At 70.1% G+C, this 15,046-nt stretch carries 17 protein-coding genes; 9 read left to right on the plus strand and 8 right to left on the minus strand.

Annotated features, from left to right (window positions below; translation table 11 throughout):
- Positions 1-67: 67 nt before the first annotated feature.
- The gene (locus OOK40_RS28495) at positions 68-1,036 is read right to left on the minus strand and encodes a diacylglycerol kinase family protein (protein ID WP_266487242.1); all 969 of its coding nucleotides are present in this window, start codon (positions 1,034-1,036) and stop codon (positions 68-70) included.
- A gap of 70 nt (positions 1,037-1,106) precedes the next feature.
- Between OOK40_RS28495 and OOK40_RS28500 the strand changes: the two genes are divergently transcribed.
- Positions 1,107-1,526 (plus strand): hypothetical protein, encoded by a 420-nt coding sequence (locus tag OOK40_RS28500; RefSeq protein WP_266487243.1) that lies wholly within the window; start codon positions 1,107-1,109, stop codon positions 1,524-1,526.
- Positions 1,527-1,553: 27 nt separating this feature from the next.
- On the opposite strand, the gene OOK40_RS28505 is transcribed toward OOK40_RS28500, so the two are convergent.
- The 3 genes from OOK40_RS28505 to OOK40_RS28515 all read right to left on the minus strand — a co-directional run bounded on the left by OOK40_RS28505 (position 1,554) and on the right by OOK40_RS28515 (position 3,407).
- Positions 1,554-2,474: an RNA polymerase sigma factor SigF gene (locus tag OOK40_RS28505; RefSeq protein WP_266487245.1), complete on the minus strand. Its 921-nt coding sequence runs from the start codon at positions 2,472-2,474 to the stop codon at positions 1,554-1,556.
- A gap of 17 nt (positions 2,475-2,491) precedes the next feature.
- On the minus strand, positions 2,492-2,905 hold the full coding sequence (locus OOK40_RS28510) for an anti-sigma regulatory factor (RefSeq protein ID WP_266487247.1): 414 nt from the start codon (positions 2,903-2,905) through the stop codon (positions 2,492-2,494).
- 241 nt (positions 2,906-3,146) lie between these two features.
- Positions 3,147-3,407 carry a UBP-type zinc finger domain-containing protein gene (locus OOK40_RS28515; protein WP_266487249.1) on the minus strand — a complete coding sequence of 87 codons (261 nt, stop codon included), beginning with the start codon at positions 3,405-3,407 and terminating at the stop codon, positions 3,147-3,149.
- A 56-nt stretch (positions 3,408-3,463) separates the two neighbouring features.
- On the opposite strand from OOK40_RS28515, the gene OOK40_RS28520 reads away from it, so the two are divergent.
- Positions 3,464-5,059 (plus strand): Na+/H+ antiporter, encoded by a 1,596-nt coding sequence (locus OOK40_RS28520; RefSeq protein ID WP_266487250.1) that lies wholly within the window; start codon positions 3,464-3,466, stop codon positions 5,057-5,059.
- Here OOK40_RS28520 and OOK40_RS28525 read toward each other — a convergent pair.
- Together OOK40_RS28525 and OOK40_RS28530 are read right to left on the minus strand one after the other, a co-directional pair.
- On the minus strand, positions 5,041-5,979 hold the full coding sequence (locus OOK40_RS28525) for a 1-aminocyclopropane-1-carboxylate deaminase/D-cysteine desulfhydrase (RefSeq protein ID WP_266487251.1): 939 nt from the start codon (positions 5,977-5,979) through the stop codon (positions 5,041-5,043). The two genes, OOK40_RS28520 and OOK40_RS28525, sit on opposite strands and share 19 nt — an antisense overlap.
- A gap of 10 nt (positions 5,980-5,989) precedes the next feature.
- The gene (locus OOK40_RS28530) at positions 5,990-6,580 is read right to left on the minus strand and encodes an N-acetylmuramoyl-L-alanine amidase (protein ID WP_266487252.1); all 591 of its coding nucleotides are present in this window, start codon (positions 6,578-6,580) and stop codon (positions 5,990-5,992) included.
- A 243-nt stretch (positions 6,581-6,823) separates the two neighbouring features.
- Between OOK40_RS28530 and OOK40_RS28535 the strand changes: the two genes are divergently transcribed.
- From OOK40_RS28535 to OOK40_RS28550, 4 genes are all read left to right on the plus strand, one after another.
- The gene (locus OOK40_RS28535) at positions 6,824-8,248 is read left to right on the plus strand and encodes a family 2B encapsulin nanocompartment shell protein (RefSeq protein WP_266487253.1); all 1,425 of its coding nucleotides are present in this window, start codon (positions 6,824-6,826) and stop codon (positions 8,246-8,248) included.
- 97 nt (positions 8,249-8,345) lie between these two features.
- Positions 8,346-9,377, plus strand: coding sequence for a family 2 encapsulin nanocompartment cargo protein polyprenyl transferase (locus tag OOK40_RS28540; protein WP_266487254.1), 1,032 nt, complete (start codon positions 8,346-8,348; stop codon positions 9,375-9,377).
- A gap of 37 nt (positions 9,378-9,414) precedes the next feature.
- Entirely contained in the window at positions 9,415-9,711 is a 297-nt protein-coding gene (locus OOK40_RS28545; RefSeq protein WP_266487255.1) for a hypothetical protein, read from the plus strand.
- A gap of 49 nt (positions 9,712-9,760) precedes the next feature.
- Positions 9,761-10,204 (plus strand): DUF6304 family protein, encoded by a 444-nt coding sequence (locus OOK40_RS28550; protein WP_266487256.1) that lies wholly within the window; start codon positions 9,761-9,763, stop codon positions 10,202-10,204.
- Between the two features lie 86 nt (positions 10,205-10,290).
- Here OOK40_RS28550 and OOK40_RS28555 read toward each other — a convergent pair whose 3' ends face one another.
- Together OOK40_RS28555 and snpA are read right to left on the minus strand one after the other, a co-directional pair.
- A complete protein-coding gene (locus OOK40_RS28555; protein ID WP_266487257.1) occupies positions 10,291-10,755 on the minus strand; it encodes a group II truncated hemoglobin in 465 nt (154 codons plus the stop codon).
- Positions 10,756-10,836: 81 nt separating this feature from the next.
- The gene (gene snpA, locus OOK40_RS28560; RefSeq protein WP_266487258.1) at positions 10,837-11,505 is read right to left on the minus strand and encodes a snapalysin; all 669 of its coding nucleotides are present in this window, start codon (positions 11,503-11,505) and stop codon (positions 10,837-10,839) included.
- A gap of 192 nt (positions 11,506-11,697) precedes the next feature.
- Here snpA and OOK40_RS28565 point away from each other — a divergent pair, with 192 nt between their 5' ends.
- The 3 genes from OOK40_RS28565 to OOK40_RS28575 all read left to right on the plus strand — a co-directional run bounded on the left by OOK40_RS28565 (position 11,698) and on the right by OOK40_RS28575 (position 15,002).
- Positions 11,698-12,660, plus strand: a complete 963-nt coding sequence (locus tag OOK40_RS28565; protein ID WP_266487259.1) for a LysR family transcriptional regulator — start codon at positions 11,698-11,700, stop codon at positions 12,658-12,660.
- Positions 12,661-12,761: 101 nt separating this feature from the next.
- Complete coding sequence (locus OOK40_RS28570; protein ID WP_266487260.1) at positions 12,762-13,715, plus strand: hypothetical protein; 954 nt, start codon at positions 12,762-12,764, stop codon at positions 13,713-13,715.
- An 84-nt stretch (positions 13,716-13,799) separates the two neighbouring features.
- On the plus strand, positions 13,800-15,002 hold the full coding sequence (locus OOK40_RS28575; protein ID WP_266487261.1) for a low temperature requirement protein A: 1,203 nt from the start codon (positions 13,800-13,802) through the stop codon (positions 15,000-15,002).
- The last annotated feature ends 44 nt before the right edge of the window (positions 15,003-15,046 follow it).

Raw genomic sequence — 15,046 nt, forward strand, 5'->3', positions numbered from 1 at the left:
CAGCCGTACTTCTATGGGGTGGAGCCCAGTCCGTACGTTCGAGATAAAGGACTTCCGGCCCTTCCGCTCACACAATCACACGCAGTGCACGGCGTACGCCTGTGAACGTCACGCTGGTGCGCAGTCCCAGGTGGTCACCGTCCATCTGGAACGGGAGCGGGACCTTTGAATGCAAGGTGAAGTCCGTCAGGTCGTGAAGAGTGACCGCGTGCTTACCGCGTGGTCCGCGCTCGGGGGTGGATGTGAGCAGCTGGGTCGCATAACGAGCCACGGCGGGAGTCGACAGCTTGGTCAGCGCGACGACGTCCAGGGCCGTGTCGAAGGAGGCCTCCGGCGAGGCGTACACCGGGCGATTGCCCAGGTAGGTCCAGGGGGTGGTGTTGCAGATTATGGACAGCACGAGATTGCTGACCGGGTCCTCGCCGGGGCGCTCGAGAGTGATCGGGCCCTGGCGGCGGTGGGGCTCGTCCAGAAACTGGCGTACCACCTGGCGCATATAGAGGGCGTGCGTGGACCGCTTGCCGCGCTCCCGCTGCTGTTCGACCCTGCCGATGACGCTCGCGTCGAAACCGAGTCCGGCGCAGAAGGTGAACCAGCGGGCCGGGACGCCCTCGTCCTCCGTGCCCGGGGTGCCGGCCGCGAGCCCGAGGCCGACGGTGCGCTCCGTCTGATCACGGAGAGCGTCCAGAATCGCGCCGGTCGCCTCCACGGCGTCGTTCGGCAGCCCGAGGGCGCGCGCGAAGACATTCGTCGAGCCTCCCGGGACGACGGCGAGACGGGGGAGGTGGTCGGGATCGGGGCCGTTGTGCAGCAGGCCGTTGACGACCTCGTTGACGGTGCCGTCGCCGCCGAGGGCGACGACGAGCTCTATGTCGTCGGAGTCGGCGGCCCGGCGGCCGAGGTCGCGGGCGTGTCCGCGGTACTCCGTGGTGACCGCTTCCAGCTTCATCTCGCTGGCGAGGGCATGGATGAGTACGTCACGAGTGCGGGCACTGGTGGTGGTTGCTGCCGGATTGACCACGAGAAGTGCGCGCATGCGCAGCAGCGTACCCAGTGGTGTGCACCTGGCCCAGCCCAGGGCTGCGCACGGCCGCTACCCTGCTGGAATGAGCACTGAGCAGACCCCCCGCCCCGCCCGTCTGACCGCCGCGGCCGCGGTGTCCGGCCTGGAAGGGCTGGTACTGGTCGCCGGCGGCGTCTACATGCTCGTACTGGGGCTGCTCGGCCGGCCGGACAGTCCCTCGCAGGCGGAGATGGGCGGGGTGACGCTTGTCGCACTCGGCGCGATTCCACTGATCGCGACGAGGGGGCTGCTGCGCGCACGCAGCTGGAGCCGGGGCCCGGCGATCATCACGCACCTGATGGCCCTGATCCCGGCCTGGACGCTGCTGCGCTCGTCGGGCGCGCTGATCCCGGTGGGCATGGTGCTGGCGGCGATGGCGGTGACGGGCCTGGTCCTGCTGGTGAACCCGACGACGGCCCAGGCCCTGGGAATCCGCGGCAGTGCGGGGGACGCGCAGCGGTAGCGGGCCCGGGCCCGCTACCGCGGGGCCTTACTCCTCCACCAGGAGCTTCTCCCGGAGCTGGGCCAGCGTTCTGGCCAGGAGGCGCGAGACGTGCATCTGGGAGATGCCCACCTCCTGCGCGATCTGCGACTGGGTCATGTTGCCGAAGAACCGCAGCAGCAGGATCCGCTTTTCCCGCGGCGGGAGGTCCTCCAGCAGCGGCTTGAGCGACTCCCGGTACTCCACGCCCTCCAGCGCCTCGTCCTCCGCGCCGAGCGTGTCCGCCACCGCCGGGGACTCGTCGTCCGTGTCGGGGACGTCCAGGGACAGCGTGGAGTACGCGTTCGCGGACTCCAGGCCCTCCAGGACCTCCTCCTCCGAGATGCCCAGGCGTTCGGCCAGTTCGTGGACCGTGGGGGAGCGGCCGTGCTGCTGGGACAGTTCCGCCGTCGCCGTCGTCAGGGCGAGCCGCAGTTCCTGGAGGCGACGCGGCACCCGCACCGCCCACCCCTTGTCGCGGAAGTGGCGCTTGATCTCGCCGACCACCGTCGGGGTCGCGTACGTCGAGAACTCGACACCGCGCTCCGGGTCGAACCGGTCCACCGACTTGATCAGGCCGATCGTCGCGACCTGCGTCAGATCGTCCAGCGGCTCGCCACGATTGCGGAAGCGCCGGGCCAGGTGCTCGACCAGCGGCAGATGCATCCGCACCAGCTGGTTGCGCAGCTCCGCCCGCTCCGGTGAGCCGTCGGGCAGCTTGCGCAGCTCGATGAACATCGCCCGCGCCCCGCTGCGGTCATGTGGATCGTGGTGCTGCTGCTCGTTCACGTGCTCGCTCATACGGTCCGCCTGCCCTGCCTGCGCCTGCGCCTGCTCCGCCGCGGCCGTCTGGCCGTCCAGCCCGTCCTCCGGGTGCGGCCGCGCCTGCTGCTCCGGGAAGCCCGTCACCGCGGGTGGCTCCTTCCGCACCGGACCGTCCCCGTCCCTCACGCCGGACCGGGTCCCGCGCCGCGCTGTTTGTACAGGCTGATGGTGACCGTACGGTCGTCGGCGACCGATGAGTCGACCTTGCCCGCCAGTGCGGAGAGCACCGTCCAGGCGAAGGTGTCACGCTCCGGCGCGCGCCCGTCGGTCGTCGGTGCCGAGACCGTGACCTCGAGCGAGTCGTCGACGAGCCGGAACACGCAGCTGAGGACGGAACCGGGAACGGCCTGCTGGAGCAGGATCGCGCACGCCTCGTCGACCGCGATCCGAAGATCCTCGATCTCGTCGAGGGTGAAGTCCAAGCGCGCCGCGAGACCGGCCGTGGCCGTACGCAGCACGGACAGGTAGGCACCCGCAGCGGGCAGCCGGACTTCCACGAAGTCCTGAGTCCCGGGCTCGCCTGCGATCTGGGACACCCTCACCTCCAAGGTGGCACAAGCTCAAACGGGGCTACGGGAGGGGAGATCCCGAAGCCGTCGCTACGTTTCGTACGTAGCCGGTAGTGGCCCGGCGACGCTATCGCGATCCATGGTGCCCTGTCGCCGGGACCCCCAGTCGATAGCTGTCACTCATGGTAAGCACATGAGTACGCACAGTGGCTAGAGGTCTGCGCGGTCCAATTGCGAGGAACCGGCGGAGGGTTGACGTACCCACGCGTCAGACGATCGAACCGTCGACAGAACACCATCGCCAGGGAGCACCCGCCTCCAGGCTCTGCATAATCGGATGCCCCGTCTGTCTGAAGTGCCCGCTCGCATGCCGGTGGGGCGACGAGTCGCAGCACCCCACATGCCCGCACACCAGGCAGATGCGCAGCTGCACGGGATGGCTGCCGGTCGCCTGACACTCCACACAGGTCTCGCTCTGCGGGGCCGGCTGGGGACGGGGCAGTTCGGCTACGTGCGGACACTCGCTCATGATTGCCAGATTACGACGCGGGTTACGGACATACGTACGGACAGGGGATCGGCGAGATGGACGCATTGCCACTGATCGCGCTGATCGCGGTGAGTGCCGCGATCGCCGGGGCGGCCCGAAGGACACCGGTTCCCGCGCCCCTGCTGCTGGTGACGGCCGGGCTGCTGGCCGCCTATGTGCCCGGGGTGCCCGACTACACGCTCGACCCGCACATCGTGCTCCCGCTGATCCTGCCGCCGCTGCTGTACACGGCGGCGGTCGACAGCTCGTATCTCGATCTGCGGGCGAACGCGCGGCCCGTCGCGATGCTCTCCGTCGGTTATGTCCTCTTCGCGACCGTCGCTGTCGGTTACCTCGCCTACCTTCTGGTGCCGGATCTGCCACTCACGGCAGCCCTGGTGCTGGGCGCGGTCGTCGCGCCGCCGGACGCCGTCGCCGCGACCGCGATCGCCCGGCGGCTGGGCCTGCCGAACCGGATCACGACGATCCTGCAGGGCGAATCCCTGGTGAACGACGCGACCGCGATCACCGCGTACAAGGTGGCGCTCGCCGCGGCCGTCGGCGAGGGCGCGAGCTGGGGAGGCGGCATCGCGGAGTTCGCGCTGGCGTCACTCGGCGGGGTCGCCGTCGGCCTGGTGCTGATGGTGCCGATCCACTGGCTGCGTACGCATCTGAAGGAAGCGCTCCTGCAGAATACGCTCTCGCTGCTCATCCCGTTCGTCGCCTACGCGGCGGCCGAGTGGGTCGGGGCGTCCGGAGTGCTCGCCGTGGTCGTCGTCGCGCTGTATCTCGGGCACCGCGCCTGGCAGGTCGACTTCGCGACCCGGCTGCAGGAGGAGGCTGTCTGGAAGATGGTCGCGTTCATCCTGGAGTCGTCCGTCTTCGCGCTGATCGGGCTGCAGTTGCCGTACGTGATCGAGGGCCTGGGCGGGTACGGCGTCGGCGAAACCCTCTGGTACGCGGCCGGCGTCTTCGCGGCCGTGGTGGTGGTGCGGTTCGTCTGGGTCTTCCCGGCGACCTTCCTGCCGCGCGGCCTGTCGAAACGCATCAGGGAGCGCGAACCGGACACCAACTGGACCGCGCCGGTGATCGTGGGCTGGGCCGGGATGCGCGGCGTCGTCTCGCTCGCGATCGCCTTCTCGATCCCGCTGGCGACGGCGGACGACGAACCGTTCCCGGCGCGGAACCTGGTGCTGTTCCTCACCTTCACGACCGTCATCGGCACGCTCGTGATCCAGGGGCTCACGCTGCCGCCGCTGATCAGGGCACTGAAGCTGCCGGGGCGCGACGCGTACGCCGAGACGCTGGCCGAGGCGCAGGCCCAGAGCGAGGCCTCGCAGGCGGCAGAGCGGCGGCTGGAAGAGCTGCTGGCGGACGAGCGCAACGCGCTGCCGCAGCCGCTCGCGGACCGGCTGCTCACCGTGCTGGAGCGGCGCCGGAACGCCGTCTGGGAGCGGCTGGGCGCCGTGAACGAGCTGACCGGCGAGTCCGCGGACGACACCTACCGGCGTCTGTCGAGGGAGATGATCGACGCCGAGCGCGAGGTCTTCGTACAGCTGCGCGACCAGCGGCGGATCGACGACGAGATGATGCGTACGCTGCTGCGCCGACTGGACCTGGAGGAGGCGGCGGCCTATCGCGAGGAGTCCTGACCGGTGATCACCGCGGCGATCGTGGTGCCGGGCGGGAAGGCGCCCTCGGCGGCCAGCGTGGTGAGGCCGTAGAGCATCTTGGCGACGTAGACGCGCTCCACAGGAAGGTCGTGACGGGCTTCGAAGTCGTCCGCGAACGCCATGAGTTCGGGCGTGGTGCGGGCGTACCCGCCGAAGGTGAAGCGCTCGTCGAGGGACCAGTCGCCCGCGCGGTCGCCGAAGGCTTCGTGCTGGAGGCGGGATATCGCGTCGGTGAGGAAGCCGCCCTCCAGGACGGGAAAGCCGATGGCACGCCGGCCGGGTGCGAGACCGGCGGCGAGCCCCGCCAGGGTCCCGCCCGTGCCGCAGGCGACGGTGACGACATCCGCGACGCAGTCCAGCTCCCGGCCGAGGTCGGCGCAGCCACGGGCGGCCAGTGCGTTGCTCCCGCCTTCGGGTACGACGTAGACGTCCCGCGGTATCCCGGCCCCGTCGGCGCTCGATGCCCGGGCCAGGTCCAGGATCGCCGCCAGCCCGTCCGGCTCGGACTTACGGCGGTACAGCGAGCGCGAGACGAACACCAGCCGCATGCCGTCAGCCGCGCACCGGGCCAGGGAAGGGTTCAGGGGGCGCGAGGCCAGTTCGTCGCCGCGGACGATGCCGGTCGTCCCGAAGCCCAGCAGGCGGCCCGCGGCCGCGGTCGCCCGCAGATGGTTGGAGTAGGCGCCCCCGAAGGTCAGCAGCGGGCGGCCCGCTGCCGCCTGAAGGTTGCGGGAGAGTTTGCGCCACTTGTTGCCCGGGAGGTCCGGGTGGATCAGATCGTCCCGTTTGAGCAGCAGACGTATCCCGTGCCGGGTGAAGCGCTCGTCCTCGACCGGCTGCAGCGGCGACGGCAGTCGCGGCTGCAGGGCGGTGGTGAGATCGAGCGCTTCCCTGGTCACGCACCCATTGTCACTTCAGACGGTCATGGATGCGTGCGCGCATGGCGTCCATCGTGAAGCCCCGGGGGTCGACCTTTCCCGGCTGCCATTCGAGGTGGCCGATCACCGAGCGGGCTGTCCAGCCGTGGTGGCGGCAGACCGCCGCGGCCGCCCGCTCGATCGCCTCCAGCTGGACCTCGGGCCAGGGATCCTTGCCGTCGCCGAGGTTCTCGCACTCGAATCCGTAGAAATGGCGGTTTCCGTCCGTGTTCGCCTCGTTGTCGGGGGGCAGCGCCTTCTCCGCGATGACGGCGTTCAGGACATCGTCGTCACCGAGCCCGGCGTGGTTGGCGCGGCCGTAGCCGACGAGATGGACCGTGCCGTCCTTGGTGATGACTCCGTGGCACAGCGGCCCCGGCAGCGCCTCGAAGCCGTCTTTGCAGATACGGACGGTGTTCGCGGTGCCTTGGGTGACGGTGTGGTGGATCATCACGCCGTGCACCGGGCCCCAAGGGCCCTTGTGGTTGCGGTTGTGTGTGCGCCATTCGCCGACCTCGACGACTGTCAGCCCCTCGCCGCGCAGTGCGTCGAGGAAACTGCTCGCGGGCATGGGTGGGGACATGGCTGGCTCCTTGGGGAGGTGAGGGGGTGCGCGTCAAATGTGCCGTACCGCGCTTTTACTACCAACTCCCTTGGAATGACCATATGTTGGTACGGGGGTGCGAACAGATCAGGCCAGCGGGCGGTCGGCCTACCTGCCCCGCCGAGGTCGAACTAGTCCCATCCATTTGTGTAATGGTGCGAGGACTCTCCGTGCTGGAAGGCTTGCGGACGCAGGTCAGACCCGTGATCGAGAGGGAGTCCCATGTCGGTTGGCTCGGTTGGTTCTGTCGGCGACGAAGTCCGCGAACAGCAGACGCCGAAGCAGCAGAGTCTTGGTACGGCCGCTGCGCGGAACCTTGCGACAACCACGAAGTCCGCTCCGCAGATGCAGGAGATCACCTCCCGGTGGCTGCTGCGCATGCTGCCGTGGGTGCAGGTACAGGGCGGCACCTACCGCGTGAACCGCCGCCTGAGCTACTCGGTCGGCGACGGGCGTGTGACGTTCGTGCAGACGGGCGACCGGGTGGCGGTCATCCCCGCCGAACTTGCCGAATTGCCCGCCCTGCGGGAGTTCGACGACGAGGCGGTCTTCACCGAGCTGGCGAACCGCTGCGAGCAGCGGGAGTTCGCGGCCGGTGAGGTGCTCGCCGCCTCCGGTTCGGCCGCGGACCGGATCTTTCTGCTGGCCCACGGCCGGGTGGAGCAGATCGGCACCGGTCCGTACGGCGACGAGACGGTGCTCGGAGTCCTCGCCGACGGCTCGTACTTCGGCGACCACGCGCTGCTCGACGGGGACGCCCCCTGGGAGTACACCGCACGAGCCGCCACCGCGTGCACGGCGCTGGTGCTCACCCGGGCCGATGTGCTGAACCTCGCGGAGCGCGCGGGTTCGCTGCGTGCGCATCTGGACGGGCAGGCGTCCCTTCCGCACCAGCGCACCAACAAGTACGGCGAGGCGGCGATCGACCTGTCCGCGGGCCATGTCGGCGAAGCCGTCGTCCCGCACACCTATGTCGACTACGACGCGGCGCCGCGCGAGTACGAACTGAGCGTCGCCCAGACCGTGCTGAAGGTCCACAGCCGGGTCGCCGACCTCTACAACCAGCCGATGAACCAGACCGAGCAGCAGTTGCGGCTCACGGTCGAGGCGCTGCGCGAGCGCCAGGAGCACGAGCTGGTCAACAATCGCGAGTTCGGCCTGCTGAACAACTGCGACTACGGCCAGCGGCTGCAGCCGCACGACGGGGTGCCCAGCCCCGACGACATGGACGAACTGCTTTCGAGGCGGCGCGGTTCGAAGCTGTTCCTCGCCCATCCGCGGGCCATCGCCGCCTTCGGGCGCGAGTGCAACAGGCGTGGACTGGTCCCCGACAGCGTGGAGGTCGCGGGGCAGCATGTGCCCGCCTGGCGCGGTGTTCCGATCTTCCCCTGCAACAAGATCCCGGTCACCGAGGCCAGGACCACCTCGATCATCTGCATGCGTACGGGCGAGGCCGACCAGGGCGTCATCGGCCTCCAGCAGAGCGGGATCCCCGACGAGATCGAGCCCAGCCTCTCCGTCCGCTTCATGGGCATCGACGAGCAGGCGATCATCTCGTACCTCGTGACGGCCTACTACTCGGCGGCCGTGCTGGTGCCGGACGCGCTCGGTGTCCTGGAGAACGTCGAGGTGAGCCGCTGGCGGTGACCGGGCCGGCCGGGGGCGCGGTACCGCACCCGCGCCCCCCCGGCCCCCGTTCCCTGAGCACTTGGTCCAACGCCTGGAAAGGACTGCCCGGTTGACCATGTCCGACACCGTCGAGGCCGGTGAGGCCGTCGCCCTCCTCGAACGCACCCGTGCAGCCGTCGATCCCCAACTGCGCACCACTGTGGAGTCGCTGCCCGGATCCATGCGCCGTGTCGCGATGTACCACTTCGGCTGGGAGCACGCGGACGGCACCCCGGCCGCAGGCTCGGCGGGCAGGGCCATCAGGCCCGCGCTCGTGCTGGCTGCGGCCCGGGCACTGGGCGGGGACCCGCAGCACGCGGTGCGGGCGGCGGCCGCCGTCGAGCTGGCGCACAACTTCACGCTGCTCCACGACGACGTCATCGACGAGGACCCCACCCGTAGGCACCGCCCCACCGCCTGGACCGTCTTCGGCATTCCGGACGCGATCATCGCGGGCGACGCCATGCTCGCCCTCGCGCTGCGACTGCTCGCCGAGGACCGGCATCCCGCGGCCGGCGCCGCGTCGGAGCGGCTCGCGGCCTGTGTGATCGAGCTGTGCGCGGGGCAGCAGGCGGACCGCGCCTTCGAGGAACGTGCCCCGCAGGAGGTCTCGCTCGACGAGTGCCTCGCCATGGCGACGGCCAAGACCGGTGCGCTGCTGGGCTGCGCCTGCGCGGTCGGCGCCCTGTACGCGGGAGCGGGCGAGGAGGAGACCACTGCCCTGGACGCCTTCGGCCGGGAGGCCGGGCTCGCCTTCCAGCTCATCGACGATCTGATCGGGATCTGGGGCGACCCGGAGCGTACGGGCAAACCCGTCGGCGCCGATCTGGCCGCCCACAAGAAGTCCCTGCCGGTGGTCGCCGCCCTTACCTCGGGCACCCCGGCCGGGGCGGAACTTGCCGAGCTCTACCGCCGCCCCATGAACGCCGCGGCGGTGCGCCGGGCCGCGGACGCCGTGGACAGGGCGGGCGGCCGTGACTGGGCACAGCTGCGGGCGGCGGACCGGATGGCTCGGGCCGTCCACGAGCTCGCCCGCGCGGTCCCGGATCTGGCGGCGGCGGGCGATCTCCTGGCCCTGGCGGAGTTCGTCACCCGGCGTACGCGCTGAGCTGTCGGGGCAGCCCAAACCGCCATATCCTGGAGGCATGGGCAGCAAAGGACGTGAGATCCTTCATGACCCGGGGGCCGAGCATGTGTGCCCGGCGTGCGGACAGCCTGTCGTCACGGTCGTGAAGCGGCACAAGACTCTCGGGACCTTCGTCCCCCTCTGGGGGCCGGGCCCCTGCCACAATCCCGAATGCCCTCAGTCCGTCGACACCGAGGGAGAGCATCCGGGCGGGCAGCGGGGTGAGCAGCGAGGCGGACAGCGGGACACGGAGCACACCGACGAGCCCGGCGGTGAGGCGGGCGACGAGCCCGGCGCCCCGGTCGGGACCGCTTGAGGCATCCCGCCTGTTCAGCGGAGGGGTGCGTACCGCTACAGTCCGCGCCATGTCATCGGAGTCGACGGAAGTGTGGGCGGGCTGGTACCGCGACCGCACGGGCGCGGAAGCGGTCACGATCGCCGCGAGCGGGCGCCAACTGCGCACGCGTATCAAGGGTGTTGAGTACGCAGGGGAGACCTTCGCCGCTCTGGAGCCGGTGGGCGCGGACGGGGTGCTGTCCTCCTGCGTACTGGAGTGGGACATGCCGCTGCCCGTGCAGTCGGACGGGAGGGTCGAACAAGCCACGCTCAGCTGTCTGCTGACGCTCGGCGAGCCATCGCACGGCGGCGGGCCGCTCGACCGTGCGGACCTCAATCTGACCCTGCACTACGGCGGGGCGGCGTACGAATCCGGTGTCGCCGGGGGCGACTTCGGTGATGCGCTCAGCCGGATACGCAGGCAGCTGCCGCCCGGCGCGGAGTTCGTGGTGCGAACGCCGGTGGGTGCCTGACGCCATACGGTGACGGTCATGCGGGACGGCCATCGGTGACGACCACACGGTGATGGCCGTACGGCGACAGCCGTACGGTTGCGGCCTCAGCGCAGGCCGGTCCAGCCCCAGCGCGGGGTCGGGCCCGGATCGCCGAGGTCCGTGCCCGCCGGGTCGGCCGAGACCGACCGGGCGATCTTCGTACCCCAGTCGAAGTACTCCATCACCCGGCGGCGCAGCAGCTCGTCGTCCGGGAGCTCCTTCTCCACCGCCGCGGTCATCAGCTCCATCCAGCGCAGTCGCTGCTCCTCGGTGATCGAAAGCCCGAGGTGGGCCCGGAGCAGAGTCTGGTGTCCGCCCAGTTCGGCGGTGAAGCGGGCCGGGCCGTCGAAGATCTCGGCGAGCCAGACGGCGACATGCTCGATATGGGTGGGCGTGAAGTCGGCGAAGACGGGGGCGAGCAGCGGATCGGCGAGAACCGCCTCGTAGAAGGTGTTGCTCAGCCGTCGGAGGGCGTCCATGCCGCCCACGGCCTCGTACAGCGTCTCGGGACGCTCACTCGGGCTCGTCATGCAACCACCCTAAGCGCGAAGCGGCGGAGGGGCGCCCCTCACTTTCGTGGAGGGGCGCCCCCGGCGTTCGTGGAGATCCGGTCAGGAGACGCGGGCGAGCGCCGCTGCCAGGCCGTTCGCCCACAGCTGGTTCACGCGGGAGCGCTCCTGCGCGTTCGGGTAGGCGTTCTGGCAGGAGGTGCCGGGGCCGCCGCCCGACATCAGCTCGCTGCACGGGCCCGAGTAGTGGTCCGGCAGGCCCAGCACGTGCCCGGTCTCGTGGGCCGTGACGCGGGTGGAGTTGTACTGCTGGTTCTGCCGGTAGTCGAGGAAGATGTAGCCGCTGCCGTGGCCGTCGGTGCTCGCGTACGAGCCGCGGGAGTCGTTGCCCTCGTAGTACCGGAAGTCGGGATTGCTGCCTTCCTGGAGCTTCACATTGCTGACCGAGCTGTTCCAGATCTGGGTGCTCCGGGATATCTGGCTGCGGAAGCTCGGGGCGTTGCCTGCGCTGTAGATGACGGTCACGGCCTGCGCGCCGGGGTTCGCGGCGCGCTTCTCGGCGACCGACTTCACGACGGCGTCGAAGAAGGCCTTGGTCGCCTTGGCGTCCTCGGCGGACCCTTCGTAGGCGGCGTAGGGCTGGGCGGCGGCGGCCTCAGGGGAGTTGGCCGACGTGCCTGTGTTCGTGGCGGCGGTGGCGGGCACCGCGCTCAGCGCGGCGGCGAGACCGAGGCCGAGTGCGGCGGAGAGTAACGTTCTCTGGTGACGCATGTGGGGGGCTCCTACGTGTCCGGTGAACCCCGGCGGATGGGGTTCGGTACGGCAGAGTTTCGGGGAGCCCGTCCCTCTCGCGGATGATGCCAATGGCCGATAACACGAGCGCATCACCATGTTCCGGTCAGTCCCTTGTGCCCCAACTACGGTGTCTGGTGTGACTGTTGGGGCTGGCTTTACCCTCTGGTCATGGAGCTCGAGGTGAGGCACCTCCGTGCGCTGTGCGCCATAGCGGACACCGGCAGCCTGCACAAAGCCGCCCGGCAACTGGGCGTCAGCCAGCCGTCCTTGACCACCCAGCTGCGGCGGATCGAGAACTCCCTGGGCGCGGAGCTCTTCTCGCGTGAACGCACCGGCTGCCGACCGACCCCGCTCGGCCGGTCCGTCCTGAGCCGTGCCCGCCCGCTGCTGGCCGAAATGGCCGCACTCGTCGTCGAGGCCAAGGCGTCGGCCGCCCGGGCAGGCGGCCCCAGGCTGCGCATCGGCTCCACCGCCAGCCGGGTGCTTGCCGACTGGCTGCGCCGACTGCGGCAGCGGCTGCCCGCCACCGACATCTCGCTGCATGTGGATGTTTCCGCGAACGCCCTGCTCAGGATGGTCGCGGCGGGCCAGCTCGACGTCGCCTTCGTGCACGAGGTGGAGGGATGCCCCCTCCTGGTCCCGGACGCCCTGACCTCACGCGTACTGGTCGAGCGCGAGCCGCAGTTCATCTCCATGTCCCGCGACCATCCGGCCGCCGCCGCGCCCGTCGTGGAACTCGCCGATCTGGCCGAGGACCGCTGGATGGTCGACCCGACGGTGGACGGCGAGTGGGACGGCCTGCGCCGCGTCCTGCGAGCGGCGGGGCTCAACCCGCCCGTTCTGCACGGCGATTACCACACGGCGGCGTCCCTGATCGCGATCGGCGAGGCGGTGGCACCCTGCCAGCCGACCTCGGGCCCGCGCGAGGACATGGCGATCCGTCCGCTGCGGGGCGACCCGCTCGCCGTCCGGCTGCTGCTGTTCCGAAGACCCGGAGCCTGCGAGGAGCTGCACGAGGCGGTGTACGCGGAACTGGCGGCCGCCTACCGGGAGGCGGCGCTGCGCGCGGCCGCATACCGGCAGTGGCTGCTGCGGCACAAGCGCCCTCTGCCGCACGCGCCCGCGGCCTGACACCTGCTCGCCGGTGGCCGCAATCATGGGGCGGCGTCAGAGCCCGCTGAGGTTTTCCACAGGCCCGAGCGCGTGTCGGTGGCGGCCTGCATCATTGCCTCATGACCGATTTTGAGTCGCTGCATTCGCTGCTCTTACGGCGTGCGCTCGCACGTGTCTGGCTCGTCTTGCCGACCTTCTCGCTGGCCTTCTTGCTGACCGGCTGCGGGCTCGTCTCCGGGCGGGAAGCCAAGGTGCCCTTCTCGGCAACTGAGGCGGACATACCCCCACTGCCCCTGGACCGCTATCAGTTGAGCAGCAAGGAGTACGAGCGCTTCACCCAGGCACGGCACCGCTTGGTGCAGCGCTGCATGGTGGGTTTCGGGCACGCCGGCTTCCCGCTGGACCCGAAAGACCCGCAGCGCGGGCCGGCGGTCATGTCGGTGTTGGTCTCCTCGGGTCCTTTCGGAATGCTCGACCTCGATGACGCCCGCCGCTGGGGATACGGCTGGGATCCGAAGAAGAGCAGGGAGTGGAAGCCCAAGGGCCGTGTGATGACAGAGGAGGAGTACGGAGTCGTCCACGGCCCGGGCAGCGGCGGCGCGGCCACGATCCACGGCCGCAAGGTCCCGGAGAACGGCTGCTCCGGCGAGGCGGACAAGCAACTGATCGGCGGCGTCAAGGACTCCATGCGCATGTGGTCCTACGTCTCCGGACGCGAACACAGCCTGACCGGGACGGAACCCAGGAACGGACGGATACGCCAGGCCTGGGACACCTGGTCCCAGTGCGTCGTGGACAGGGGGCTCGGTCGGTACCAGAACCCGGACAAGGCGTACGAGGACAAGGCCTGGCAGCGGGGCAGCGGTGGCAATACGACCCGGACGGAGCGGGAGCTGGCGACGGCGACGGCCGATGTCGAGTGCAAGCGGAAGCACGACACGGTGCGGGTGTGGTGGGAGGCTCGCGCGGAGATACAGCGTGCCGATGTCGAGCGGAACAAGGCGAAGTACGAGGCGGTGCGCCGGGATCTGGACGCGGTGAGGGCCAACATCCGGCAGGCACTGGACGAGTAATGAACGGTTGCGGACCCCGCATCGTCTGTATTGTTCCGCGCGGAATCAGCCGACCCAGGGATGGGCGCCGTAGGGGGAGAGGCCGTGCCGACAGGTAGAGAGCGTTCCGGGTTGATCGCCACGGAGGGCGGTCACCGGGTGACGCCTGCCGAGCTGTTCTTCGACTTGGTGTTCGTGTACGCGATCACGCAGGTCACGGCACTGATGGCGGCGGACCCCTCCCTGCTTCGGCTGCTCGGCGGGGGAGTTGTGCTCGCCCTGCTGTGGTGGTGCTGGTGCTGTTTCGCCTGGCTGGGCAATGTCGTCCGCGCAGACTCCGGGGCGATGTTCGCCGTGCTGGTCGCCGTGATGGCGGTGGTGCTGGTCGTCTCGGTCACCGTGCCGGAGGTCTACGACGACCTGCCCGGCGGCCTGTACGCACCGCTCGTGTTCGTCCTCTGCTACGGCGCGGTCCGCGTCCTGCACCTCGTCACGTACTGGATCTCCAGCCCCGGCGACGAGGCGCTCCATGCCACGCTGCGCCGTACCGCGCTGCTGTCGGTGGCACCGCCGTTCGTCCTGCTCCTGGTCGGCAGCGCCTTCACCGGCCTGACACAGGTGCTCATCTGGCTCGGTGCGGTCGTCATCGACTACGGCGGCATCTACATCACCGGCTCCTCGGGCTGGCGGGTCGCCTCGCCGGGCCACTTCGCCGAACGGCACGGGCTGATCGTCATCATCGCGCTGGGCGAGTCGATCGTCGCGATCGGGGTGGGGGTGTCAGGCCTCCCCATCTCCACACCGGTGCTGGCCGGGGCCGCAGCGGGCCTGCTGGTCGTCGCCGGGCTGTGGCGCCTGTACTTCCGCCAGATCAGCGAGCCGGCCGAAGAGCGCCTGACCGCTTTGGAGGGTGACGACCGCACCCGCCTGGCACGGGATGCGTACACCTTCCTGCACCTGCCGCTCGTCGGGGGCATCGTGCTCACCGCGCTCGGCATGAAGAAGGTGCTCCACCAGGTCGCCGACAGTGAGCACTACGACCTGTCCGAGCCGCTGCACGGCGTAGTGGCGTGGGCGCTGACCGGCGGCGTCGGCGTCTTCCTGCTGGCGGCGGCGGCGATCCTGCTGCGCGTCGGCGGCCGACGGTCCCTCGTCTTCATCATCGGCGGCCTCGCCTGCCTGGCCGCGGGCGCGCTCGTCGTCCTGCTTCCCGCCCTGCTCGCCCTGGCGTTGCTGGCCGCGGTGGTGCTCGGCATGGTGGTCCTGCACAGCCGGCGGACCGGGTCCGCGGAAGAGGGTGCGGCATAACGCCGACAGCACCCGGCTCCGCGCGGATGACGGGTGCTGTCGTA

Origin of the sequence: Streptomyces sp. NBC_01481, from assembly GCF_026339995.1 — a bacterium.
In the GTDB taxonomy this organism is placed as follows: domain Bacteria; phylum Actinomycetota; class Actinomycetes; order Streptomycetales; family Streptomycetaceae; genus Streptomyces.